This is a genomic window from Nocardioides sp. 1609 (genome assembly GCF_004522105.1).
Taxonomy (GTDB): Bacteria; Actinomycetota; Actinomycetes; order Propionibacteriales; family Nocardioidaceae; genus Nocardioides.
This window is the reverse complement of the sequence record NZ_SPUJ01000003.1, coordinates 161,506-185,698: the sequence shown is the minus strand read 5'-3', so window position 1 is coordinate 185,698 and position 24,193 is coordinate 161,506. Positions and strand designations below refer to the sequence as shown.

19 protein-coding genes are annotated in these 24,193 nt (G+C 74.0%); 6 read left to right on the top strand and 13 right to left on the bottom strand.

All coding sequences use genetic code 11. From position 1 onward, the window contains the following. Positions 1–76: 76 nt before the first annotated feature. The 3 genes from E4623_RS07160 to E4623_RS07150 all read left to right on the top strand — a co-directional run bounded on the left by E4623_RS07160 (position 77) and on the right by E4623_RS07150 (position 2,835). Complete coding sequence (locus E4623_RS07160) at positions 77–775, top strand: SDR family NAD(P)-dependent oxidoreductase (protein WP_134765846.1); 699 nt, start codon at positions 77–79, stop codon at positions 773–775. Between the two features lie 85 nt (positions 776–860). Beyond that, entirely contained in the window at positions 861–1,847 is a 987-nt protein-coding gene (locus E4623_RS07155) for a glycoside hydrolase family 6 protein (RefSeq protein ID WP_134765845.1), read from the top strand. Positions 1,848–1,902: 55 nt separating this feature from the next. Beyond that, positions 1,903–2,835: a response regulator transcription factor gene (locus tag E4623_RS07150; protein ID WP_134765844.1), complete on the top strand. Its 933-nt coding sequence runs from the start codon at positions 1,903–1,905 to the stop codon at positions 2,833–2,835. A 25-nt stretch (positions 2,836–2,860) separates the two neighbouring features. Here E4623_RS07150 and E4623_RS07145 read toward each other — a convergent pair whose 3' ends face one another. The 9 genes from E4623_RS07145 to E4623_RS07105 all read right to left on the bottom strand — a co-directional run bounded on the left by E4623_RS07145 (position 2,861) and on the right by E4623_RS07105 (position 12,583). After that, positions 2,861–3,580 carry a hypothetical protein gene (locus E4623_RS07145; protein WP_134765843.1) on the bottom strand — a complete coding sequence of 240 codons (720 nt, stop codon included), beginning with the start codon at positions 3,578–3,580 and terminating at the stop codon, positions 2,861–2,863. Next, complete coding sequence (locus tag E4623_RS07140) at positions 3,577–5,067, bottom strand: glycosyltransferase family 2 protein (RefSeq protein ID WP_245154951.1); 1,491 nt, start codon at positions 5,065–5,067, stop codon at positions 3,577–3,579. Before E4623_RS07140 ends, E4623_RS07145 begins: the two co-directional genes overlap by 4 nt. 70 nt (positions 5,068–5,137) lie before the next feature. Continuing rightward, on the bottom strand, positions 5,138–6,415 hold the full coding sequence (locus tag E4623_RS07135; RefSeq protein ID WP_167736515.1) for a carboxypeptidase regulatory-like domain-containing protein: 1,278 nt from the start codon (positions 6,413–6,415) through the stop codon (positions 5,138–5,140). Positions 6,416–6,800: 385 nt separating this feature from the next. Beyond that, on the bottom strand, positions 6,801–7,592 hold the full coding sequence (locus E4623_RS07130; protein WP_134765840.1) for a TauD/TfdA family dioxygenase: 792 nt from the start codon (positions 7,590–7,592) through the stop codon (positions 6,801–6,803). Next, the gene (locus E4623_RS07125) at positions 7,589–8,626 is read right to left on the bottom strand and encodes a D-alanine--D-alanine ligase (protein WP_134765839.1); all 1,038 of its coding nucleotides are present in this window, start codon (positions 8,624–8,626) and stop codon (positions 7,589–7,591) included. The genes E4623_RS07130 and E4623_RS07125 overlap by 4 nt, the downstream gene beginning before the upstream one ends. A gap of 3 nt (positions 8,627–8,629) precedes the next feature. After that, positions 8,630–9,934, bottom strand: coding sequence for an ATP-grasp enzyme (locus tag E4623_RS07120; RefSeq protein WP_134765838.1), 1,305 nt, complete (start codon positions 9,932–9,934; stop codon positions 8,630–8,632). Continuing rightward, positions 9,931–10,725: a class I SAM-dependent methyltransferase gene (locus tag E4623_RS07115; RefSeq protein ID WP_134765837.1), complete on the bottom strand. Its 795-nt coding sequence runs from the start codon at positions 10,723–10,725 to the stop codon at positions 9,931–9,933. Before E4623_RS07115 ends, E4623_RS07120 begins: the two co-directional genes overlap by 4 nt. Beyond that, the gene (locus tag E4623_RS07110) at positions 10,722–11,936 is read right to left on the bottom strand and encodes a sedoheptulose 7-phosphate cyclase (RefSeq protein WP_209020561.1); all 1,215 of its coding nucleotides are present in this window, start codon (positions 11,934–11,936) and stop codon (positions 10,722–10,724) included. Before E4623_RS07110 ends, E4623_RS07115 begins: the two co-directional genes overlap by 4 nt. Then, positions 11,933–12,583 carry an HAD-IA family hydrolase gene (locus E4623_RS07105; RefSeq protein ID WP_134765836.1) on the bottom strand — a complete coding sequence of 217 codons (651 nt, stop codon included), beginning with the start codon at positions 12,581–12,583 and terminating at the stop codon, positions 11,933–11,935. The genes E4623_RS07110 and E4623_RS07105 overlap by 4 nt, the downstream gene beginning before the upstream one ends. A gap of 220 nt (positions 12,584–12,803) precedes the next feature. On the opposite strand from E4623_RS07105, the gene E4623_RS07100 reads away from it, so the two are divergent. Further along, positions 12,804–14,111: an FAD-dependent oxidoreductase gene (locus E4623_RS07100; RefSeq protein ID WP_209020560.1), complete on the top strand. Its 1,308-nt coding sequence runs from the start codon at positions 12,804–12,806 to the stop codon at positions 14,109–14,111. Here the strand turns inward: E4623_RS07100 and E4623_RS07095 are convergent. Further along, the gene (locus E4623_RS07095) at positions 14,071–14,502 is read right to left on the bottom strand and encodes a VOC family protein (RefSeq protein ID WP_134765834.1); all 432 of its coding nucleotides are present in this window, start codon (positions 14,500–14,502) and stop codon (positions 14,071–14,073) included. The genes E4623_RS07100 and E4623_RS07095 overlap by 41 nt on opposite strands. A gap of 103 nt (positions 14,503–14,605) precedes the next feature. Between E4623_RS07095 and E4623_RS07090 the strand changes: the two genes are divergently transcribed. Then, the gene (locus tag E4623_RS07090; RefSeq protein WP_134765833.1) at positions 14,606–15,607 is read left to right on the top strand and encodes a WYL domain-containing protein; all 1,002 of its coding nucleotides are present in this window, start codon (positions 14,606–14,608) and stop codon (positions 15,605–15,607) included. Positions 15,608–15,696: 89 nt separating this feature from the next. Here the strand turns inward: E4623_RS07090 and E4623_RS07085 are convergent, their stop codons facing one another. From E4623_RS07085 to E4623_RS07075, 3 genes are read right to left on the bottom strand one after another with little or no spacing between them, the layout of a single operon-like run. Continuing rightward, the gene (locus E4623_RS07085) at positions 15,697–16,086 is read right to left on the bottom strand and encodes a response regulator (RefSeq protein WP_167736514.1); all 390 of its coding nucleotides are present in this window, start codon (positions 16,084–16,086) and stop codon (positions 15,697–15,699) included. Beyond that, complete coding sequence (locus E4623_RS07080; protein WP_134765831.1) at positions 16,079–18,880, bottom strand: ATP-binding protein; 2,802 nt, start codon at positions 18,878–18,880, stop codon at positions 16,079–16,081. Before E4623_RS07080 ends, E4623_RS07085 begins: the two co-directional genes overlap by 8 nt. 34 nt (positions 18,881–18,914) lie before the next feature. Continuing rightward, complete coding sequence (locus E4623_RS07075) at positions 18,915–22,322, bottom strand: error-prone DNA polymerase (protein ID WP_134765830.1); 3,408 nt, start codon at positions 22,320–22,322, stop codon at positions 18,915–18,917. Positions 22,323–23,007: 685 nt separating this feature from the next. On the opposite strand from E4623_RS07075, the gene E4623_RS07070 reads away from it, so the two are divergent. Continuing rightward, positions 23,008–24,189 carry a peptidoglycan bridge formation glycyltransferase FemA/FemB family protein gene (locus E4623_RS07070; RefSeq protein ID WP_134765829.1) on the top strand — a complete coding sequence of 394 codons (1,182 nt, stop codon included), beginning with the start codon at positions 23,008–23,010 and terminating at the stop codon, positions 24,187–24,189. Positions 24,190–24,193 lie beyond the last annotated feature (4 nt).

Genomic DNA, 24,193 nt, shown 5'->3' with positions numbered 1-24,193 from the left:
TCGCGGTGGTGGTACGGCCACTCCTACCGTCGAGGCGTCCCTGGTGGACCGGCCGCGGGCCCCGCAGGATCGAGCCATGACCACCACCTTCATCACCGGGGCCAACAAGGGCCTCGGCCTCGAGACCGCCCGCCGGCTCGCCGAGCTCGGCCACACCGTCATCCTCGGCGCTCGCGACCCCGTGCGCGGGGCCGCGGCCGCCGCGGACCTCGGCGTCCGCTTCGTCCAGGTCGACGTCACCGACGACGCCTCCGTGCACGCGGCCGCCGCCGACGTCGAGAGCCACGAGGGTCACGTCGACGTGCTCGTCAACAACGCCGGCGTCGCCGGCACCCACGTCGACCCCGCCGACCTGACCGGGGCCGACGTCCTCGACGTGCTCGACGTCAACGTCGCCGGCGTCGTCCGGACCACCACCGCCTTCCTGCCGCTCCTGCGCCGGTCGGCGGACCCCGTCATCGTCAACGTCAGCAGCGGGATGGGATCCCTCGAGCACACCCACGACCCCTCCCGCCCCGAGTCGCAGGTCGTCGCGCCCGCCTACACGGCCTCGAAGGCGGCCCTGACCATGCTGACCACGCAGTACGCCAAGGCCTTCCCCGACATCCGCATCAACGCCGCCGACCCGGGCTACACCGCCACGGACCTCAACGCCCACACCGGCCCGCAGACCGTCGTCGAGGGCACCGACGCCGTCGTGGGCCTCGCCACCGAGGGGCCCGGCCACGGGTCCGGGCGGTTCGTGGACCGGCACGGCGAGACCTCCTGGTCCTGACCGGCCCCACCCCCGCCCTCCGGCCCCCCGCACCTTCGACCGCGCCGGTCGCCGGACCGGCCCCGCGGTCGGGCAGACTGGGCGGGTGCTCCCCCTCGGTCCCCGCGCGGCCATCCCCCTCGCCCTGGCCGCCCTGGTGCTGGGCGGCGTGTCGGGCTGCGGCTCCGACGACGACACCGCCGACACCGGCGGGAACCTGCTGCGGGAGCGGCCGCAGGCTGCGGTGGCCAACCCCCGTCTCGAGGCGGCGGCCATGCAGGCCACGACCGACGGCGACACCGAGCGGGCCGCCGTCCTGCAGCGGCTGTCCGACGTGCCGACCGGCATCTGGCTGACCCCGGAGCGCTACCCGCTCGGGTCCGTCGGCGGCTACGTGTCCTCGGTCGTCGCGGCCGGCGCCGACACCGTGCCGGTCTTCGTGGTCTACGGCATCCCCGACCGGGACTGCACGGGACAGCTGTCGGCGGGTGGGCTGCCGGCCGAGGAGTACCTCCCCTGGGTCGGCGAGATCGCCACGGCGGCCGGAGCGGGGACCGTGGTCGTGCTCGAGCCGGACGCCCTCGCGGGGTCGGTCAGCTGTGAGGGGGTCGAGTCCCGGGTCGGCCTGCTCCGCGACGCCGTCCACGCCCTCGACGACGCCGGGGTGGCCACCTACGTCGACGCCGGACACTCCGACTGGGTCCCGGCCGAGGAGATGGCCTCGCTGCTCGAGGAGGTCGACGTCGACCGGGCCCGGGGCTTCGCCACGAACGTCGCCAACTACCAGCCGCTGCAGAGCGAGCGCCGCTACGCCGAGCAGGTCAGCGACCTGCTCGGCGGCGCGCACTACGTCGTCGACACCAGTCGGTCCGGAGCCGCCAGCGCCACCGGCCTCCCGGTCACGGACTGGTGCAACCCGCCCGGCCAGGCCCTCGGTGACGAACCCGGGTACGTCGACGACGGCACCGCGCTCGACGCCCTGCTGTGGGTGAAGCCCCCCGCGGAGAGCGACGGCACCTGCCACGGCGGACCACCGGCCGGCGAGGTCTGGATCGACCGGGCCGTCTCGCTCGCGGAGGCCGCGGGCTGGTGATCCCGAAGTGCGGGGATGCACGGAGGTGACGCGCCCGCGTTGTTAGCATGCGGGGGTGCCAGCCAGCCGCAACGCAGTGATCGTCGAGGACGACCCGGACACCCGCGACCTCATCCAGCTGATCCTGACCCAGTCCGGCTTCACCACGGTGCTGGCCGACGACAGCGACAGCGCCATCGAGGCCATCCGGGAGCACGAGCCGCTGCTCACGACGCTCGACATCAACATCCCCGGCATCGACGGGTTCGCCGTCGCGAAGCGCGTGCGCGAGTTCAGCCGGACCTACATGATCATCATCACCTCGCTGACCGAGGAGATCGACATCGTGCGGGGCTTCGAGGCCGGCGCCGACGACTACCTGGTCAAGCCGTTCCGCCCGCGCGAGCTGCGCGCCCGCGCCGACGCGATGCTGCGCCGGGTCGCCTTCGCGGCGGAGTCGGAGCGTGTCTCCCCGGACGCGTCCGGTCCCGACCCGGCCGTGCCGCAACCCGAGTCGTGGGCGGCGGTCGCTGCCCGCGAGCTCCGCGACCACCTCGCCGTCGGGATCGACGGTGTCGCCGAGACGCCGGCACCCGTGGCCGAGACCCACGAGCCGGCCCGGGGTTCCACCACGACGTCGGCGGTGCGGCCGACGCTGCCGCTCGAGCCGGCCCCCAGCGACCAGGTGCTGCGGTTCGGGGCCCTCACCTTCGACCCGGCGGGCGGCGGTGCCGGTCTGGGCGGACGCCGGCTCGACCTCACCTCCGCGGAGGCCGAGATCCTGCACTCGCTGATGCGGACGGGTCGGCGGGTCCGCAGCAAGGCAGACCTGGTCCTCACGCTCCGGGGCCAGCAGTACGTCACCTCGCACTTCGTCAACGAGGCCGACAAGCGCGCCGTCGACGGCCACGTCGCCGGTCTGCGTCGCAAGCTGGGCGACGACGACGCGACCCGCTACATCGAGACGGTGCGCGGGGTCGGCTACCGGATGGCGACCGAGCCGGGCTGAGCCGCCCCGGCCGCCCCCGCGCTGCTCAGCTGGCGTTCTCGGGGATCTCGGTGGCCACGGTGGGGTCGTCGGAGGCGAAGATCGCGATCGGCACGACCTGCTCGACCGTGCGCTCGAGGTACTTGCCCGACCCCGGCCGCGTCTCGATGTGGACGACGGCCCGGAACGTCAGCTCGACGCCACGGGTGTCGGCGCTCATCGAGCCGATCTCCTGGTTGCGGAGCTCGAGCGCGCCCTTGGGCGAGGTGATCAACATCCCGTAGCGGCTGCGCGCCGGCTCGGGGTCGAAGGTCACCTCGGCCGCCTCGGCGTCGAGCGAGTAGGGCCGCTCGGTCCCCCCGCCGTCGGCGGTGATGGTGGCCGAGGTGACCTCGATGGTGTCGAGGTACATCAGCCGCTTGGTGTCGAACGGCGCCTGCAGCGGCTGGGCGAGGTCGTAGCCCTGGAAGGTGAAGGTGAAGAACTTCGAGCCCCCGGGGTACCACTCGTTGGTGCGGGGCGTGGCCTTCGTCGGGTAGAGCGTGAGCACGAGGTCGATGCCCCGGGCGCCGCGCACCGACGAGTGGGACTGGAAGGTGCCGCTCGAGGTGAACTCGGAGTCGATCGTCAGGTCGGGCGCGGCCGAGGCCGTGCCGGCCGGCGTGCCGGACGGCGCAGCGTCCTCGTCGCTGCCGACCAGGTCGCAGGCGGTGAGCGCGAGCGCCAGGGACGCCACCGCGACGCCGCGGGCCAGACGCGCCCTCATGCCTTGAACCCGCGGTGCGGCTTCATGATCTTCACGAGCATCCACGCAGTCTGCAGGAGGGTGACGACGCCCAGCACCGGCCACCCGACCGAGAGCACGTCGGAACGGAACGAGACCGACAGCTGGGACCACCAGACGCCGCACAGGACGAGGAAGAGCAGGAGCGCGACGTACGGGTAGAGGTAGGCCGTGCCCTTCCCGCGCTCGGCCTTGGCCTGGGCCGCCCAGTTGTCGGTCTGCTGGTGGCTGAAGAACTTCAGCCACGCGCGGACGAAGTGCCCCATCCGGATCCACATGTAGACCTCGGCGGGCGCCAGCAGGACGGCGAACAGGTAGTCGCGTCGGTTGGCGAAGGCCATCGAGTGGGCGACCTTCGCGTTCAGCGCGATGGCGGCGACGGGCGGGAGGGCCCACCAGAGCTGGAAGACGAACGCGTCGATCGTCAGCGATCCCAGGAGCAGCAGGAGGAACCCCAGCCGCGTCACCATGTTGACGACCATCGACAGGTGCTCGAACCACCGCAGCCGCAGGTTGGGGTGCAGCGGTTGACCGCGGGTGTCGCCGCGCTGGCCGGGCCACATCAGGTCGATGGCGCCGAAGTTCCACTTCACTTGCTGGGCGTCGAGTCCGCGCAGGGTCGTCATCCCGCCGACGTGGGCCCGGGCCCGGGCGCTGATCTTGGTGAGGTAGCCCGTGCTCTTGATCTGCAACGACAGCAGCGAGTCCTCCACCTCGCTGTCGTTGACCCACGGGGTGCGCTGGTGGCTGTCCTTCAGCACCTCGCGCAGGGCGCGGGTCGAGAAGATCGAGAACTGACCGCCGAGCACCGCCATGTTGCGGCCCTTCAACAGGTTCTGCATGTTGAAGGCCGAGAACTGGGCGCGCTGGCCGGCGATGAGGAACTTGGCCATCGGCCCGTCGAGCGCGCTGTCGTCGATGGAGTAGATCGCCGAGATCCCGCCGATGCGGTCGTCGCTGGTGATCTCCTCGACGAGGTGCTCGACCGCGTCCGGCTCGGGCGTGGTGTCGCCGTCGACGCCGAGCAGGAAGTCCATGTGCTCGACCAGCGCGTAGCCGTAGTTGAGCGCCCCGACCTTCTTGTCGGGGTTCTTGCCGATGTCGTGGACGTAGATGGTCGTGCGCTGGGTGCCGGCGGCCGTCTCCCGCTCGTGCGGCCCGGCGTAGTGGCTGGCCACCTCGACGGAGTCGTCGGTCGTGTTGTTGATGATGACGTGGATGACGTCGGGCAGCCGCGTCTGCATCAGGAGCGAGTCGAGCACCCCCGCGATGGTCTCGGCCTCGTTGTAGGCCGGGATGACGCATCCCACCGTCGCCCGCTGCTCGGGGATCGAGGAGACCTCGTCCAGGTACTGGTCGGCGTAGGCCGAGAGGTCGGGATCGGGCCGCCGCACGTACTCGGTGGCCGCAGGCGCGGGCGGGAAGTCGACGCGCGCAGCATGGCGCGCCTCGTCGTGGGGGGTAGGCACCCCACCAGTCTGAGGCATGCGGGGCCCGGGCGGCGGCTTTCGCCGCAACATGATCCGACTCACACCCGCGTCAGCGGCCCGCGCTGACCGGGACCCGGGTCGGGGCAGGTGTGCGGCACTGCTCGCCGTCCTGCTCGGCGTCGGACAGGTGCGGCAGCCCCAGGGTGCCCACGTCGGTGGCCCGCCCGGTGGACAGGGCCACCCCCGAGATCCTGCGGGAGGCGTACTTGCAGTAGCTCACGCCCGTGCCGAGGTACGACGAGTACGGGCCCGGCCCGACGACGACACTCACCCCGCTCTGGGTCAGCAGCTGTCCGGTCAGGACGAAGCCGCCGCTGGTCGTCGACGTCGTGCGCGCGAGCTCGCCGCCCGAGGCGTCCAGCAGCCGGACGCTCGCGCCGGCCAGGGGGTTGCCCGGCCGGTTGGCGTCGACCACCCGGCCCGTCACCGAGGCGCCACGCTTGGTCAGCCGCGCCGAGCCGAACGCCGTCCGGCCGCTCCGGACGGTGGCGGTCGGTCGCACGGTCGCTCCGAGCCACGCACCGGTGCCCGGCACCTGCAGCTCGTAGCGCCCGGGGTGGAGGCCGGCGAAGGTGACCGTGCCCTTCTTCGACTTCGCCGTCCAGAACTGGCCGGTGGTGCGGCTGACGGCCGTGACGTAGGCGGTGCCCGGGTAGCGCTGGTCCCCGGCGTAGAGGTCGACCAGCAGCGAGCCGGCCCGTCGCTTCAGGGCGATGTCGACCTTGGTGAACGCCGAGCCGCGCACCCGGCGCAGGTAGGTGCTGCGACCGACGAAGCGCTCGCGCCGGTCGTAGGTGAACACCGAGTAGCTGCCCGGCGGGAGGCCGCCGAGGGCGTAGCTGCCCTGCTTGTCGGCGGTGACCTCGAACGACTGCTGGTCGGTGTTGGCGGCCACGATCCGGGCACCGCTGCCGGGCTTCCCGCCGGTGCGCACGGTGCCGCCGATCGCCGCGCCGCGGCGCATCCGGACCGTCTTCACCGTCGTGCTGCCCGACCTGATGGTGACCGAGACGGTGGTCGGACGGTTCTTGGTGACGTCGTAGTTCGGCTTCTGGTCGACGAACTGGAGGAAGTAGCGCCCGGTCGGCAGGGTCAGCGAGTACCCACCCGTGGCCCGTCGGGCGCCGAGGTAGGTCCAGTCGGAGGCGAACCACAGCACCTTCACCTTCGGCGCCGGTCCGGGACCGACCTGCAGGATCTCGCCCCGCACCCGACCGGTGTCGGGCGCCGCCGAGCTCGGCGCGACCGGGGTCAGCAGCAGGGCCGCCACCACGACCACGACCGACAGCAGCGCGGACAGGAGACGGGTCGACCGAGAAGTCCTCACCCGACGATGATGCGTCATCGACGACGCGACCGCTCCGGAACCCCTCAATCAGGGCGCCGCTGTGGCGCACCCGACACGTCCTGGAGGGGGCGCCCGGTCGGCGCCACCGCTCCGGGAGGCGCCGGCCGCCGGACTCGAGCAGGCCCGCCGTCCGAGATGGATCCAGCAGTCCTGCTCGAGCCCTGCCAGCGTCCCCACGGTGCGCGGCCGACTCGGGTGGCGCCCCACGGGGACTCAGGTCCACAGGGACCGCCACCCACGGTAGGCGTGGAGCCTCGACCCCGCCATGCCCTCCGGAGCCCTTTCACCCCTGCGGGGACGCCTGGATCGATCCAACCCGAGGTATCCGCGTCCGCCACCCCGGCCGGGCCGGGCCCAGTGGGACCTACTGCTCGACGTCGCCGTAGCCGGCGACCATCCCGCGGTGCATGACCCGGTCGCCCACGACGCCGGCGTGGTCGGCGCGGTGCAGCACGCACCCGTTGTCCCAGATGACCAGGTCGTCGGGTGCCCAAGCGTGGGCGTAGGTGTTGTCGGCGCGCGTCGAGTGCTCGTACAGCGCCGTGACCAGCGCGTCGGCCTCGTCCTGCACCAGGCCGCTGACCGAGGAGCACCGCGCCGGCGTCGTCAGGTACAGCGACTCGCGGCCGGTGACGGGGTGGGGACGCAGGATCGGGTGCTCGGCCTCGGTCTCGCCGGCGGCGTCGGGGTCCACCCCGGTGACCACGTGGGTGATGCTCCGGCCCGCCACCCGGCGACGCAGGTCGTCGGGCAGGGTCTCGGCGGCCCGGTACTGGTTGGTGAACTGCGTGGCGCCACCCCGGGCGGGCACGGTCACGGCGCGCAGCGCGGTGTACGCCGGGGGCGTGCTGACGTAGCTGGTGTCGACGTGGAAGGAGCTCTTCGGCGGGGTGTCGGTGCCCCAGCGGCCGACGTTGCTGATGACGTTGAGGTCGGCGAAGCCGTCGAGCGGGTCCTCGCCGGCGGTGAAGGTCAGCGGCCCGAAGCCACGGAGGAACGCCAGGAAGGCCGGGTCGTCGAGCACCTGGCCGGGGAGCACCGCGACGCCGTGCTCGGCGAGCAGCCCGCGGAGCACGGGCACGAGGGCGGTCGGGTCGTCGGCGACCTGGACGCCGGTCAGGCGGACCCCCACGGGGTCGAGGACATCGGTCTTCACGAGATCACCTCAGGGAGGTCGGGGGCGGCGAGCGCCAGGGACAGGGACGAACGGAGCAGGTCGGCCAGCGTGATGCCGGCCGCCTCGGCCATCACCACGACCACGGAGGTCGGGGCGAAAGAGCAGTAGAGCGACGCCTCGAGGAAGTACGGCGTCCCGTGCGGGTCGACGCGGAAGTCGAACAACCCGTGGTGGCGGCACCCGAGCGCCTCGTAGGCGAGCAGCGCCGCCTGGTGCACGGGGGCGGTGACCGGGTCGGCGGGATCGACGACCCAGGCGTGGTCGGCGTCCTTCGCGACCAGGCCCAGCTCGCCGGCCTCGTCGCGACGGAGCTTGTCGGCGTGGTCGCGCACCGGCTTGGTGGCGGTGTCGACGGCGTACTCCTCCAGCGGGAGGCAGACCGGGCCGGCCCCCAGGTCGACGACGCCGCAGCGGACCTCGCGGCCGAGCTCGACGTAGGTCTCCACCAGCGCCCGGTCGCTGTGCCGGCACGCCTCCCGGACGGCGGCGGCGTACTCCTCCGGCGCACGGACGAGGGCGACACCGAGCGAGTTGTCGGCGTCGGCCGGCTTGACGACCACTGGCAGCGCGAGCCGCAGCGGGTCGCCGGGCCGGACCACCTGGGCGTCGGGGACGGCCACCCCCCGGGCGGCCACCACCGCCGACGCGTGCGGCTTGTCGGCCCCCAGCGCCATCACCGACGGCGGGTTGCCGACGTAGGGGATCCCGACCAGGTCGAGCAGCCCCCGGTACGCCGTCATCCCGGGTCGGCAGAACATCTGCGGCAGCGCGACGTCCAGGTCGAGGGCGTCCAGGCGCGCCACCGCGGCGGACAGCGGCATCGGCGTCGCCGCCGCGAGGTCGGCCTCGCCGAGCCCGGCCGGGAACCGCCACCGGCCGCCCGGGGCGACGTGGGCGACGACGTGCTCGTCGGGTCCACCGGCGACCGCGTCCAGGCAGCCGCGGGCGTAGAGCCGGGAGACGTCGTCGAGCAGCGCGTCGACGGCCGAGCCGGTCAGGTGCAGGATCCGCATCGTCTAGTCCCCCGCCGGCTCGACGAGCTTGCCGATGTTGACGTCGATCTTGAGCCAGGGCCGGCCCGCGCGCAGGTTCTGCAGCAGCAGCGACGGGAGGTGCAGGTGGTGCAGCGCGAGGAACGGCCAGGGGTCGTGCCCGTCGAGCACCGCGTCGGTGCCGCGGCGGACGGTCCGCAGCCGCGACCGGGCCGTCGACGGGTGGCGCACGGCCTGCCACAGCTCGTGGTGCAGCCAGTACGTCGGCCGCGCCCCGGCAGCGGGCTGCACCGGGTCGGCGTCGTCGTCGAGGTAGGCGGCGGCGACCTCCGGGCGCCCGGCCAGCAGTGTGATGGCGGAGTGCGTGCGCGGGTTGCACTCGATCGCGCGCACCGAGCCGTCGGCGTCCTCCATGAAGTCGAAGGACACCTGGCCGGTCAGCGCGTGGGCCGCGACGAACCGCTCGACCCACGCCCGGATCGCGGGGTGCTCGACCTGTTCGTAGGTCAGCTGCCACGCCGAGGACCGGCAGCACGCCCAGACCAGCAGCCGACCGTCGCGGGCCGTGCCGTGCGTGCACCACTCGGTGCCGGTGAGCAGCTCCTGCAGGATCCACGGCTGGTCCGGCGAGATCGGCAGGGCGCGCACGAACGCGGCGGTCGCGGCCGGGGTCGGCCGCGGCAGCGGGGTGAGGTCGAGGCGGCGCACCGGGTCGTAGGGGATGCTCTTCAGCACCCAGGGGCCCGGGTGCGCGGCGAAGTCGAAGTCGAGCACCTGCTGCGGGTCGGTGATCCGGTGCGTCGCCGGCACGGCCAGACCGACCTCCTCGGCCATCTCGGCGAAGGCGTGCTTGTCGTCGACGCGGCGCAGCGCGTCGGTGGGCAGGTGCACGACCTCGCAGCGACCGGCGAGCAGCTCGGCGGCCCGGGCCTCCGGCAGGCTCGACGCCGGGCTCGAGACCGGCACCCACACGTCGACGTCCTCGGCCGCGACGACGCGCAGCAACGCCGAGGCGTACTCCGGCGACGTCGGGTCGGGCACGACGTGGAAGGCGTCGACGGCGTTCGAGAACCGGTGCCCGGTCAGGCGGTAGCGCGCGGTCTCCACCAGCACGACGCGGTGCCCGGCGGCGTGGAAGAGGCGCGCCAGCACCAGCGCCTTGGTCATCTTGCCGCCGCTGACCAGGATCGTGCGGCGCCCTCCCGCCGGCGGCCCCGGTCGCGGGGCCCGGGGGCCGCGGCGCAGCACGGCGGCCCCCACCAGCAGCAGGTCGAGCGGCAGCAGTGCCTGCAGCAGCGCGATCGCCCCGACCGACCGCAGCCGGTTCACCCGGCCCTCCGGGCGAGCGTCACGCCGTCGCGCAGCGGGAGGAGCACCTGCTCCCACCGGGGATCGGCGGCCAGTCGGGCGTTGAAGGCCGCGATCGCCGCGCCGTTCGCCGTCGGCGTCGCCGAGGCCCAGGGCTCGCCCTGCATCAAGGTGTTGTCGACGGCGACGACGGCACCCGGCGCGAGGAGCCCCAGGTCGACGAGCGCGTCGAGGTAGCCGGCGTACCCGGCCTTGTCGGCGTCGACGAAGACCAGGTCGAACCGGTCGCCGGCCGCACCGAGGTCGCGCAGGGTGTCGAGCGCCGGTGCGACCCGGACGTCGACGAGCGTCCCCGCCGGTGCGGCGCCGAGGGCCTCGCGCGCGATCGCCGCCGCCCGCTCGTCGACCTCGCAGGCGACCAGGCGGGAGCCGGCCGGCATCGCCTCGGCCATGGCCAGCGCCGAGTAGCCGGTGAACATCCCGATCTCGAGCACGTCCCGGGCGCCGGTGATCGCCACCAGCATCGCGAGGAAGGCCCCCTCGGCGTGGCCCGAGAGCATCTCCTGCTCCAAGCCGCTCCCCCAGGGTTCGGACCGGGTGCGCTCCTCCAGCGCCTCGAGCGCCGACGACGCCGGCGTCGTGCACCGCCCGACGTACTCGTCGAGGCCGGCCAGCAGCCGGCCGGCCCGCGCCAGGTCGGCCAGGACGTCGGGGTCGGCGCCGTCGAGCCGGGCGACCGCGGAGCGCACCAGGTCGGCCGCGATCGCCACCGGGGTGACCGGCCGCGCCGACTCCGCCGGCCGCGCCGTCACTGCTCGGGCGCCGTGTACTGGTCCACGCCCTCGCCGCCGCGCGGGTAGGCGGCGCAGACCTCCTTGTGCGCCACGAGCGTCCTGACCAGGTCGGCGACGGTGAGGTCGTTGACGAAGTGGCAGGTCCCGATCGGTGCCGGCACCGCCGCCCGGAGCAGGCCGTCGCGCGTCTGCATGATCGACGGGGTCGCGCGCTCGAGCAGGTCCGGGGTGAACAGCGGGCTGTCGATCGCCAGCCCCACGGCGCTGAGGAGTCCGAGCACCCGGTCGCGCTCGGTGGTGCTGATGAACCCGAGCCGCTCGGACAGCGTCGCCGAGAAGGCCATGTCGACGCTGATCGCGTGGCCGTGGAACAGCGGCGGGTCGGGCGTGAGCTCGAGCGTCGGGCTCCACGTGTGGCCGTAGGCGATGACCCGGTCGAGGTCGAGCTCGTGCAGGTTGGGCACCTCGAGCTCGAGCATCGTGTGGATCGCGTCGTAGGTGATGCGGTCGGCGACCTCGCGCAGGTGCTCGGCCCCCTCGGCGTGGCCGAACGCCGTGTGGAGCAGGTCGTCGGCGTACTTCTCCAGGGCCTCGAAGATCCCGAGGTTCGACACCACGGCGATCTTGATGATCTCCGCGATCCCGTTGCGCACCTGGTCCAGAGGCAGGGTGCGGAGCATCGAGAAGTCCAGGAACACCTGCTTCGAGGCGTGGTAGGCGCCGAGCCGGTTCTTGTGCTTCCCGTGGTTGGCGCCGACCTTGATCGACACGCTGGCGTCGATCAGCCCGATGAGGGTCGTCGGGATCCGCACGTAGTCGGTGCTCCGCTTGTACGCCGCGCAGGCGAACCCGGCGACGTCGGTGGTCAGGCCGCCGCCGACGACGAGGACCCGCTCCTTGCGGTTGAGCCCGAAGTCGGCGAACGCGTCGACGATGCCCTCCAGCGTGCGCAGCGACTTCGCGGTCTCGGCGATCCGCACCGGGACGACGGCGAGGTCGATGCCGTGGGTCGCGAAGTAGGCCCGGGCCGCGTCGCCGTGCAGCCGCAGGACGTTCTCGTCGACCACCATGAGACAGCGCCCCTGCTCGCGGAAGGCGTCCGCGAGCTCGAGGTTGTCGACGTCGAACACGCCGGCGACGTACTCGAGGGTGTAGTCGATCTTCTCGTAGGCCTCGACCCGGAACGTCGTCCCGGTCGCGGTCAGCCGGGCCGTCGGCGCGGCGCTCACGAGCGGAGGTCCGCGAGGTCGAGGGCCTCCACCCGGCGGGTGGACCCGAAGTCGTGGGTGACGGTGTTGCCGTTCGGGAACGCGACGACCGCCACGCCCGCCGACCGGGCCGACGCGACCCCACCGAGGTTGTCCTCGATCGCGACGGCGTCGGCGGCGTCCGCGCCGAGCTGCTGCAGCGCGTAGGTGTAGGCCTCGGCGTCCGGCTTGCGGGCGCCCACCTTCGAGACGTCGACGACGACGTCGAAGTCGTCGAAGACCACGCTGTCGGCGAGAGCGGTGCCGAGGGCGGCCAGGTTGTCGGCCGACGTCGTGGTGACCAGGCCGACCTGGAACCCCTGCTCGCGCGCCGCGCGGATGGTCTCGACGACGCCCTCGCGCGGCGCGATCTCGGTTGCGGCGAGCGTCTCCTGGTAGATCCGGGACTTCGTGGCGTGCACCGCGTCGGCGTCGACGTCCTCGCCGCGCTCCTCGGCGTAGGCAGCGACCCGGTCGCGGCCGCCGCTGGAGGCCAGGAGGCCGGCGTACTCCTCCCGGTCCCACTGCCAGTCGATGCCGTGCTCGGCGAACGCGCGGTTGAACGCGTCGCGCTGGATCTCGGAGGTGTCGGCCAGGGTGCTGATGGAGCCGAAGAGGATCGCCGTCATGAGTCGTCCGTTCCGCGCGTCGTCGCGCCGGTGTCGAGGGTCGGAGAGGGTGACCGGGCGTGCAGACTCGCCCTGGTCGCCGCCGGGATGGCTGAGGTCATCCGGCGTCGAGACGACGGTGCCAGGGCGGGCCGGTCGACGCCCCACCCCTCGGTGGCGCGATCCGGTTCGCCCGTCGCGGGGTGAGACGGGCGGCCCGGCGCGGTGCCAGACTGCCGGTGTGGACCAGGAGACGGACGTCGTCGTCGTCGGCGCGGGCCTGGCCGGCCTGCGGTGTGCCCTCGAGCTGGAGCTGGCCGGGCTCGACGTGGTGGTCCTCGAGGCGGCCGACGCCGTCGGCGGCCGGATCCGCACCGAGGCGGTCGACGGCTTCCTCGTCGATCGCGGGTTCCAGCTCCTCAACCCGGCCTACCCCGAGCTCGAGGGCGTCGTCGACGTCGCGGCCCTCGGGCTCCAGCCGTTCGGTGCCGGCGTCGTGGCCCTGGCCGACGGGCCCGCCCACCTGCGTCTCGGTCATCCCCTCCACGCCCCCGGCCTGCTCGGGTCGACCCTCCTCGCCGGCGGCCGGCGCCCGGGCCAGGTCGCCGGGATCCTCCGCTGGGCGCGTCCCCTCGCCACGCCTCGGCGTCACCGTCCCCTGGCCGAGGTCCTGGCGAGACGTCCGGACCGGACGCGGCGCGAGGCCCTCGACCGGGCTGGCGCCAGCGGCGTCCTGCGTCGCGCCGTCGACCGGTTCCTGGCCGGCGTCCTGCTCGAGGACGACGGGTCGACCGCCGACGACTACGCCCAGCTGCTGCTGTGGATGTTCGTGCGGGCGACGCCCGGACTGCCGCGCGAGGGCATGGGCGCCCTGCCCCACCAGCTGGCGTCGCGGCTCGCGCGGCCCGTCGTCCTCGACACCGCGGCGGAGGCGGTCTCCGGGCGGCGGGTGCGCACGGCCGGGACGACGTACACGGCACGGGCGGTGGTGGTGGCCACCGGTGGCGAGGAGGCGGCCGGTCTCCTCCGCACCGAGGTCCCCAGGACGCGGGGGGTGACCACCGCCTGGTGGTCGGCGCCCGAACGACGACCCACCCACGGCCTGCTGCACGTCGACGCCCGGACCGAACCCGGCGGACCGGTGGTCAACTGCGCCGTCGTGTCGGACGCCGCACCCAGCTACGCGCCGTCCGGTCGCCACCTGGTGCAGGCCTCGGCACTCCTCGCCCCCGGCCGGGCCACCTCCGAGGACGCGCTGCGGCGGCACGCGGCCGAGATCCTCGCCGTCGACCCCGCCGGCTGGGAGCTCGTGGCCCGCCACGACGTCGCCCGCGCCCTCCCGGCCCAGCCCTCGCCGTTCTCGGCCCGTCGCCCCGTCGCGCTCGGCGACGGGCGCTTCGTCTGCGGCGACCACCGCGACACCGCCTCCATCCAGGGCGCCCTCGTCAGTGGCCGCCGCGCCGCGGCCGCGGTCGTGGCCTCGCTCGCGCCGACGCCGCGGTCGCCCCTCAGCCCTGGTACGGCGCCGGGACGTCGAGGACCCAGGTGACGCCGAAGCGGTCGGTCACCATGCCGTAGAGCGCGGCCCACCCCGCCGGTCCCAGCGGCACCACGACGGTGGCGCCGGTGCCGTCGGCGGACAGCCGCTCCCAGTAGCCGGTGAGCTCGTCGGCGTCGTCGCCGCGCACCGAGACGAAGTACGGCGCGACGCCGGGCTCCCACGCCCTGGCCGCGGGGACGTCGAAGGCCATCACGTGGAACCCGGCCTCGGAGACCACCTGGCCCCACATGACCTGGTCGGCCTCGGCCTCGTCGGTCACGCTGCCGGCGTCGCGGAAGGTGAAGACGCTGAGCTCGCCGCCGAAGACGGAGCGGTAGTGCTCGAGCGCCTCCCGGGCAGTCCCGCGCAGGTTGACGTGGGTGACGGTCTGGATGGTCATGGTGCTCCTCGTGAGGTGGTGGACGGTCCGGTTGACCGCCTCCGAGAAGGCTCTCGAACGTAGAGGACAGGATGTGTCCGCTACATCGACCAGGATGGTCCCCGTGCCCACGACGTCGTCCCGTCTCCTCGCGCTGCTGTCGCTGCTCCAGACCCGGCGGGACTGGTCGGGCGAGGTGCTGGCCCGACGCCTCGACGTCAGCACGCGGACGGTGCGGCGCGACGTCGACCGGCTCCGTGGGCTGGGCTACCGGATCGCGACGACCAAGGGCCCCGACGGGGGCTACCGGCTCGACGCGGGCGCCGACCTGCCGCCGTTGCTCTTCGACGACGACCAGGCGATCGCGGTGGCCGTCGCGCTGCAGCTCGCCGCGACCACCGGTGCCGGGCTCGGCACCCAGGTCGCCGACGGCGCCCTCCGAGCACTGACGACGCTCCGTCAGGTGCTGCCCGCCCGGCTTCGACGGCGCCTCGACACCCTTCCCGTGACGGTGGTCGAGCCACCCGGCGGGCCGCCTTCCGACGTCGACGGCGCCGTGCTGCTCGCGCTCGGCGCAGCGGTGCACGCCCGCGAGGTGCTCCGCCTCGACTACGCGGGTGCGGACGGCGCCGCCCTCGACCGCGACCGGCCGCCACGACGGGTCGAGCCGCACCACCTCGTCACCTGGCGCGGACGGTGGTACCTCGTCGCCTGGGACCTCGACCGCAAGGACTGGCGCACCTACCGCGCCGACCGGATCACGCCCCGGGTCCCGACCGGCCCGCGGTTCGCCCCGCGGGACCTGCCCGGCGGCGACGTCGCGACCTTCGTGACCGGCCGGTTCCGCGGCTCGGAGGGATCGCGGAGCTGGCCGTGCGAGGGTGAGGTCGTCCTCGACCTGCCGTGGGCCGACGTCCGGCCGCACGCGGGCGACGGGGTCGTCGAGGCGCTCGGCCCCGACCGCACCCGGCTCGTCGCGGGTGCCTGGTCCTGGACGGCGCTGGCGGCGTCGCTGTGCCGGTTCGACGCCGAGGTCGAGGTCGTCGGACCGCCCGAGCTCGCCGCGGCGTTCGACCTCCTGTCGCAGCGCTGCGCCCGGGCGGGTCGCGGCATCGATCCGTCGTGACGGGTCGTCGCCGGAGCGCGACCACCTCGGGTGCGGGCCGCCGGTCCCGGCGCCGGCCACCGACGAGTGGTCGGGGCCCGTCCGACCCCTCAGGGGCTGGGAGGACCGCCCGGGCCGTCCGGGCCGACGAGCTCGTCGAGCAGGGCGGGCAGCTGCTCGACCGCCACCTTGTCGAGCACGCGCACGCCCCGGGCCTCCGCCGCGGCGAGGTCGAGCACCGACACGAGCCCGGTGAACAGCACGGCGGGCGTCCGGTCGCCCTGCCCGCGCAGCCACTCCACGACCTCGAGGCCCGAGCCCGGCGGCATGTTCTGGTCGAGCACCAACGCGTCGAACGCCTGGTCGCCGGACAGGACGGCGACCGCCTCCGCCCCGCTCTCGGCGCTGGTCACCCGCCAGCCCCTCCGCCTCAGGACGATCTCGACGACGAACCGGATGTCCGGGTCGTCGTCGGCCACCAGCACGTCCACGTCACGCACCGGCGCTCGGGAGCCGCAGGACGAACCGGCTGCCGCTCGGGCCGGTGTCGGCCAGGACGAGGTCGCCACCCTGCGCGCGGGCCGCGGCCCGGGACACGTGCAGCCCGAGCCCGGTGCCCGTGATCCGCCCGGGCGGGCCGAACGCGGCGAAGAGCCACGGCCGCACCCGGTCGTCGACCCCCGGTCCGTCGTCGACCACGTGGACCTCCACCTGGCGGTCGAGCTCGACCACCTCGACCAGCAGTCGCTCCCGCGCCGCGACCCGGGCGTTGTCGAGCAGGTTGTGCAGGATGCGCTCGGTCCGCGCCCGGTCGCACACGACGACCCGGGTCGACGACGCCGCCGTCGCCGAGAGGCGGGCGCGGTCGTGCTCACGGGCGACGGCGTCGAGGAGCTCGGCCAGGTGGACGTGCTCCGCGCGGGGCGCGATCTCCACCCCGGCGGAGAGGCGGGACCAGTCGAGGAACTGGGCGACCAGCTGCGCGAGCTGGGCGGTCCGCGAGGAGGCGCGCCGCAGGAGCTCGCGGCGCTGCTCGGCGTCGAGGTCGGCGTCCCGGAGCATCTGGAGCGATGCGCTGACGACGGAGACGGGCGTCTGCATGTCGTGGCTGATGCCGGCGAGCATGGTGGCCCGGGCGGCCTCGGCCGATCGACTGGCCCGCAGCGCGGCGAGCTCGATCGTGGTGCGGCAGCGCGCGACCAGCTCGTCGCGGGTGAACGGCTTGACGACGTAGTCGTCGGCCCCGGTGTCGAGCGCCTGGGTCGCCGCGTCGCCGCCGGCGCGCGCCGAGAGCAGGACGACCGGGGTGGCGGCCAGGTCCGGGTCGGCCCGGATCTCCCGCAGGAGGCCGATGCCGTCGAGCCGGGGCATGGTGACGTCGGTGACGACCAGGTCGGGCTTGCGGCGGCGCAGGAGCGCGAGCGCCTCGACGCCGTCGACGCAGGCCACGACGTGCCCCAGTCCGGAGAGTGACCGGACGAGGTGGTGCCGCATGCCGGCGTTGTCGTCGACGACGACGACGAACGGCCCGGGGTGGTCGTGGTCCACGACGGCCGGGACGGCGTCCGCGGGGACGGCGTGACCGGCGAGCGCGGCCGCGGCCGCCGCGTCGAACCGCACGCGGGCGGTCGCCGACGCCGCGGCCTCGACCAGCGGGAGCGACACCACGAACGTCGAGCCCTCGCCGGGGGTCGAGGTGAGGCTCACCGTGCCGCCGTGCGCGTGGACGGCGTCGGTGACCAGGGCGAGGCCGAGACCGACGCCCTCGATGGTGCGACCGGCCGGTCCGGCGACCCGGTGGAACCGCTCGAAGACCCGGGCCTGCTCGTCGGCGGCGATGCCGATGCCGGTGTCGCGCACCTGCAGCACCAGGGCGCCGTCGTGGGCGCCGAGGACCACCTCCACCCGCCCCTCCATGGTGTACTTGAGGGCGTTCGCCACGAGGTTCAGCACGATCGTCTCCCACAGGCCGGGGTCGAGCTCGACGATCGGGAGCGCGGGATCGAGCCGGATGCTCAGCGCGAGGCCCGCCCGGTCGGCGGCGTCACGGAACGGTTGGAGGAGGCCGTCGCTCAGCCCGACCACGTCGACGGCCTCGGGCGCGGCGGGGCGGGGGCTGGCGTCGCCCTGCGCTGCCGCGAGCAGCGCGTCGACCATGCCCAGCAACCGCTGCGCGCTCTGGTGCATCGACGTGAGGTCCGTGGGATCCAGGGGGCGGCCGTCGCCCAGCGCCTCCTCGAGCGGACCGAGGAGCAGGGTCAGCGGCGTGCGGAACTCGTGGCTGATGTTGGAGAGGAACGTCGACTTGGCCCGGTCGGCGGCGGCCAGCAGGGCGAGCCGGGTCTGCTCGTCGGCTCGCGCCGAGGCCACGGCCAGCACCTGGCCGACGTGGTCGGCCACCAGGCGCAGGAAGCGGTGGTGCCGCTCGTCGAGCGGGCGCAGCGGGTGCGGGGCCAGGACCAGCACGCCGGGGTCGGGCGACCCGACGCGCAGGGGCACCGACACGCGGACCCGGGCACCGTCGTGGGTCTTCGGGAGCGTCTCGACCAGGGCCCGGCCGCTGGCCTGGACCCGCTCGACGGCCTCGTCGGCACCCGGGTCGATCGACTCCGGCCAGGTGCGACCGGCGCCGAACGAACCGGCGAGGTCCAGACGTCGGTCGGCGCCCGGCAGGTAGCAGGCGCCGTGGTCGAGCTCGGACGAGGCGTCGGAGAGCACCGACAGGCTCGTGGTGGCGGCCACGCGCCGGTCGGTGACCTCGCTGGTGGCGGTCGCGAGCGTGCGCAGCAACCCCATGCGTCGCGCCCCCACGACCGCACGGGTGGAGTCGGAGACCACCGCGAGCACGCCGCCCGGGCCGCCGCCGCGCCCGACGTCCGGCACGTGGGAGTAGGAGAAGGTGAAGAACCGCTCCTCCGGGCCGGAGCCGCGCTCGAGCACGAGGGGCAGCTGCTCGTGGAAGACGGCGTCACCGCCGCTGAGGACCGAGCGCTGCAGGGGTCCGACCTGGTCCCAGATCTCGGCGAACACCACGGCGATCTCGGCACCCAGCGCGGTGGGGTGCTTGGCCCCCAGGGTGGGGATGAACGCGTCGTTGTAGAGCAGCACCAGGTCCTCGCCCCAGGACAGGCACATCGGGAACCCGCTGCGCAGCAGGATCGCGGTCGCCGTCTGCAGGCCCTGGCTCCACCCGTCGACCGGGCCGAGGCACGTGGTGGACCAGTCGAAGACGGCGCAGGTCGCCGCCATCTCGCTGGTGCACGAGAAGATCTCGTGATCGCGTGCCGTGACCATCGTCACATTGAACCAGCGCGGCGGCCCGGGCGCCTCACTTGAAGTCGCGCGAGGTCTGTCGCGACTGGAGCACCGCGCCGGCACCGGGGACGACGTCGTCGAGCGAGGAGACCCGGTCGGCGATCAGGTTGGTGACACCCTCGGACCGCTCCAGCGTGCCCCGGACCACCACGGCGACACGGTTGCGCGCCGCCTGGCGGTGCACCTTCATCACCCCCACCGAGCAGACGACGTTGAGCATCCCGGTCTCGTCCTCGAGGTTGAGGAAGGTGACGCCCATGGCGGTGCCCGGTCGCTGACGGTGCGTCACCAGACCGGCCACGTGGACCCGGCGGTGCGACTCGGTGGTCTCGAGGTCGGCGACCGAGCGGATGCCGGCGCGGCGGATCTCCTCGCGCAGGTGCTCCAGCGGGTGCCGCTCGGGCGAGATCCTGGTGGCCCACAGGTCGGCCAGGGTCAGGTCGACCTCGCTCATCCCGGGCAGGGTCGGCGCCGTCGGCGCGGGCGTGGTGCCGGCGATCTGGTCGCCGCGCTCGGCGAACCCGGCCGCCCACAACGCCTGGCGCCGGTCGAGGCCGAAGGAGTCGAAGGCGCCCGCGGTGGCCAGCGCCTCGAGCTGGGTCGAGGTGAGGTCGGCGCGACGCGACAAGTCGGTGACGTCGACGAACGGCGCCTCGGCCCGGGCCGCGACGATCCGGTCGGCGACGTCGGCACCGATGCTGCGCACCTCGTCGAGCCCCAGCCGCACCGCCCACCGGCCGTCGCGCCGGTGCACCGCCGTCGGGTCGGGGGTGCCGGGACGCCACTCGGTGCGCTCGAAGCGCGGCCGCAGGCACGCCTCGTGACCGGTCGCGCCCAGCCCCTCGGGTCCGGCCGCGCCGGCCACGGGCTCCAGGCCGGCCCGGGCCATCGACACCTGCACGTCGGGGCGGCGCACCTCCACGCCGTGCCGCCGGGCGTCGCCCACCAGCGACTGGGGCGAGTAGAACCCCATCGGCTGGTTGCGCAGCAGCCCGGCCAGGAACGCCGCGGGGTAGTGCAGCTTGAACCACGAGCTCGCGTACACGAGCAGCGCGAACGACAGCGCGTGCGACTCCGCGAACCCGAAGTTCGCGAACGACAGGATCTTCACGTAGATGGAGTCGGCCTTCTCCCCCACCAGCCCGCGCCGGGCCATCCCGGCGTACAGCTTCTCCTTGATCGACTCGATCCGCTCCACGCCGCGCTTGGAGCCCATCGCGCGACGCAGCAGGTCGGCGTCGTCACGGGTGCAGTCACCGAGTGCCACCGCCATCGCCATCAGCTGCTCCTGGAACAGCGGGACGCCGCGGGTCCGCTCCAGCACCGGCACCAGGTCGGGGTGGTCGTAGGTGACCTCCTCCTTGCCCGTCGCCCGCCGCACGTAGGGGTGCACGGCGCCACCCTGGATCGGGCCCGGCCGGATCAGGGCGATCTCGATCGCCAGGTCGTAGAACTCCCGCGGTTGCAACCGCGGGAGGGTGCCGATCTGGGCGCGGCTCTCGACCTGGAAGACGCCGATCGAGTCGGCCCGGCAGAGCATGTCGTAGACGGCCGGCTCCTCCTTCGGCATCGTCGCCAGCGTCCACGGCTCCCCCAGGTGCTCCGCGGTCATCCGCATCATGTGGTCGAGTGCGCCGAGCATCCCGAGGCCGAGCAGGTCGAACTTCACCAGCCCCATCGACTCGCAGGCGTCCTTGTCCCACTGCAGCACCGTGCGTCGGTCCATCCTGGCCCGCTCGATCGGGCAGACCTCCCCGATCGGCCGCTCGGTGAGCACCATCCCGCCGGAGTGGATGCCGAGGTGCCGCGGCGCCCCCATCAGCTCCTCGGCCAGCGCCACCACCGACGCGGGGACGTCGTGCGCCGTCGGGTCGCCCTGGTCGCCGGCGACCACCGACTTCCAGCCGTCGATCTGCTTCGACCACGCGTCCTGCTGGCCCTGGGAGTGCCCGAGGGCCTTGGCCGCGTCGCGCACCGCCATCCGCGGCCGGTAGCCGATCACGTTGGCGACCTGCGCGGCGTTGCGCCGGCCGTAGGTGTCGTAGACCCACTGGATGACCTCCTCGCGGCGGTCGGAGTCGAAGTCGACGTCGATGTCGGGCTCCTCGTCGCGGTGCGCGGAGATGAACCGCTCGAACGGCAGCCGGTAGAAGACCGCGTCGACGGCGGTGATGCCCAGCGCGTAGCAGACCGCCGAGCTGGCCGCCGAGCCCCGACCCTGGCAGAGGATGCCGCGGCTGCGGGCGAAGTCGACGATGTCGTGGACGATGACGAAGTAGCCGGCGAAGTCCTTCTCGGCGATCACCCGCAGCTCGTGCTCGACGCGGTCGCGGGCGACCTCCTCCTGGGGGGTGCCGGCGTAGCGCTCGGCGAAGCCCTGCATCGTCTTCTCGCGCAGCCAGGAGTCGGCGGTGTGGCCGGGCGGGATGCGGTGCTTGGGCAGCGACGGCGACGCCTTGCGCAGGTCGAAGGCCAGCTCGTCGGCCAGCGCCACGCTCCGCTCGACCGCACCCGGGTACGGCGCCAGCGCGGCCGCCATCTCGGCGCCGCTGCGCAGGTGCGCGGACGCCGACAGGTCGAGCCAGCCGTCGAGCTCGGCCAGGCTGCGCCGGGCCCGGACCGCGGCCATCGCCGTGGCCAGCCGGTGCCGCGCCGGCGTCGCGTGGTGCACGTTGCCGGCCGCGACGACGTCGAGCCCGTGGGTGCGCGCCAGGGCGGCCAGCGCGGCGTTGGTGTCGTCGGCGCCGGGGTGCGGCGACAGCTCGACGAGCACGTGCTCGATCCCGAACAGCGACGTGAGCCGGTCGAGCTCCTCCGACGCCGCCCGCGGGCCGCCGGCCGCCAGCGCGGCGCGGACCGCACCCTTGCGGCACCCGGTGAGCACCGTCCAGTGCCCGCGCCCGGTGGCTCCGAGCGCGTCGAGGTCGTAGACCGGGCGTCCCTTCTCGTCGCCGGCCAGGTGCGCGTCGGTGAGCGCCGACGCCAGCCGGTGGTAGCCCGTGACACCGTGCGCCAGCACCAGCAGGTGCGACCCCTCGGGGTCGGGGACGCCGTTCTGCGGGCCGCCCAGGCCCAGCGACAGCTCGGCGCCGTAGACCGTCAGCAGGTCGTGCTCCGCGGCTGCCTCGGCCAGCATCGGCGCGCCGTAGAACCCGTCGTGGTCGGTGACGGCGATCGCGTGCAGCCCCAGTCGCACCGCCTCCTCGACGAGCTCGGTCGGCGAGCTGGCGCCGTCGAGGAAGCTGTAGTGGCTGTGGCAGTGCAGCTCGGCGTACGGCGTGGCCCCGGTCGGCCGCTCGATCGGGCGACCGGTGGCGCGGGCGTGCTTGCGCCGCGAGATCGGTGCGTCGTCGGCGCCCGGCCGGCCGCTGAGCCGTCGTTCGAGCTCGGCCCAGTGCATGCTCGGGTTGTTCCAGCTCACGTGTCATCCCCTTGTCGTCGACCTACCACGGATCGAGCCGAGCACCACCGGACACCCCGCGGGTCTCGACTCGCGGTGACTCCGTCCCCGCGGCTCGACCACCGGCCCCCCGCTGGTCGAGCCGGCGAGCGCCAGCGAGCCGAGTCGAGACCACCCCACCCCGCCAGGTCTCGACTCGCGGTGACTCCGTCCCCGCGGCTCGACCACCGGATGCCGCCAGCGAGCCGAGTCGAGACCACCCCCACCCCGCCAGGTCTCGACTCGCGGTGACTCCGTCCCCACGGCTCGACCACCGGCAACCCCCGCTGGTCGAGCCGGCGAGCGCCAGCGAGCCGAGTCGAGACCACCCCCACCGCCAACAGGTCTCGACTCGCGGTGACTCCGTCCCCGCGGCTCGACCACCGGAGACTCGCGGTGACTCCGTCCCCGCGGCTCGACCACCGGCAACCCCCGCTGGTCGAGCCGGGGAGCGCCAGCGAGCCGAGTCGAGACCCCTGGCCCACCGAGGCCAGCCCGGCCCGGCAGGACGGCCGGCTTCGTCGGCGCTCGCTTGCTCGGCCTCCGGGGGCAGCTGGGCCGGAGAGCGGGCAGGTGCCGGGGTTGGTTCGACGTGAAACATCGGCCCCCGGGGGCCGGTGGAGGGCCGCTTGGAACGGGGGCCCGGAGGCGCACTAGCCTCGGGACGGTGAGCATCGACGTACGCGTGACCTCCGAGGCCGACCACCTCGCGTTCGTGGCGTCGCGCCGCTCGGCGAGCTTCCTGCAGACCCCGGCGTGGGGCCGGGTGAAGAGCGAGTGGCGCCGCGAGTTGGTCGGCCTCTTCCGCGGCGCCGGCCCGGACGCCGAGCAGGTCGGCGCCGCGCTGGTGCTCTACCGCAAGCTCCCCCGGCTGCGTCGCTACCTCGCCTACCTCCCCGAGGGTCCGGTCCTCGACTGGGGCAGCGACGACCTGGGCGCGCTGCTGCGCCCGCTCGCCGCGCACGTGAGGAAGCAGGGCGCGTTCGGCATCCGGATCGGGCCGCCCGCCGTCGTCCGCCGCTGGGACGCCGCCGCCGTGAAGGCCGGCCTCGCCGACCCCGCCGTCCGCCGGCTCGACGACGTCGCCCCGACCGAGCGCGACGCGACCGGTGCCCGCGTCGTCTCCCAGCTGCACGACCTGGGCTGGCGACCGCAGGCCGTGGAGGGCGGCTTCGCCGCCGGTCAGCCGCAGTACGTCTTCCAGGTGCCCCTGCGACACCCGGCCGACGGCTCCGGCGACGGGGTCGGGGAGGCCAAGACCGAGGCCGACGTCCTCAAGGCCATGAACCAGCTCTGGCGCCGCAACATCAAGAAGGCGGCGAAGGAGGGCGTCGAGGTGACGACGCCGGACGCCGCCGCCGGGGTCTCCGACGCCGACCTCGCGGCGTTCCACGCGCTCTACCTGCACACCGCCGAGCGCGACCACTTCACGCCCCGCCCGCTCGGCTACTTCCGCACCATGGTCGACGCCCTGGCGGCGGAGGACCCCGACCGGATCCGGCTCTGGTTCGCCCGCCACGAGGGCGACCTCGTGGCCGCCACCATCGCGATCCGGGTCGGCGCCCACGCCTGGTACTCCTACGGCGCGTCGTCGACCGAGAAGCGCGACGTCCGGGGGTCGAACGCCGTCCAGTGGGCGATGATCCAGGACGCCCTGGCCGCCGGGGCCGACGTCTACGACCTGCGCGGCATCACCGACACCCTCGACGCCGAGGACTCCCACGCCGGGTTGATCCAGTTCAAGGTGGGTACCGGCGGCGAGGCCGTCGAGTACGCCGGCGAGTGGGACCTCCCGCTCAACCGGGTCCTCTACGCGGCCTTCCAGCAGTACCTGAAGAGACGGAGGTAGGCGC

What these genes read in the sequence shown, in the direction of transcription:
- E4623_RS07095 (WP_134765834.1), bottom strand. Translation starts at nt 14,502, where the DNA reads ATGACCATCCAGACCGTCACCCACGTCAACCTGCGCGGGACTGCCCGG.
- E4623_RS07145 (WP_134765843.1), bottom strand. Translation starts at nt 3,580, where the DNA reads ATGAGGGCGCGTCTGGCCCGCGGCGTCGCGGTGGCGTCCCTGGCGCTC.
- E4623_RS07160 (WP_134765846.1), top strand. Translation starts at nt 77, where the DNA reads ATGACCACCACCTTCATCACCGGGGCCAACAAGGGCCTCGGCCTCGAG.
- E4623_RS07125 (WP_134765839.1), bottom strand. Translation starts at nt 8,626, where the DNA reads ATGCGGATCCTGCACCTGACCGGCTCGGCCGTCGACGCGCTGCTCGAC.
- E4623_RS07105 (WP_134765836.1), bottom strand. Translation starts at nt 12,583, where the DNA reads ATGACGGCGATCCTCTTCGGCTCCATCAGCACCCTGGCCGACACCTCC.
- E4623_RS07080 (WP_134765831.1), bottom strand. Translation starts at nt 18,880, where the DNA reads ATGGTCACGGCACGCGATCACGAGATCTTCTCGTGCACCAGCGAGATG.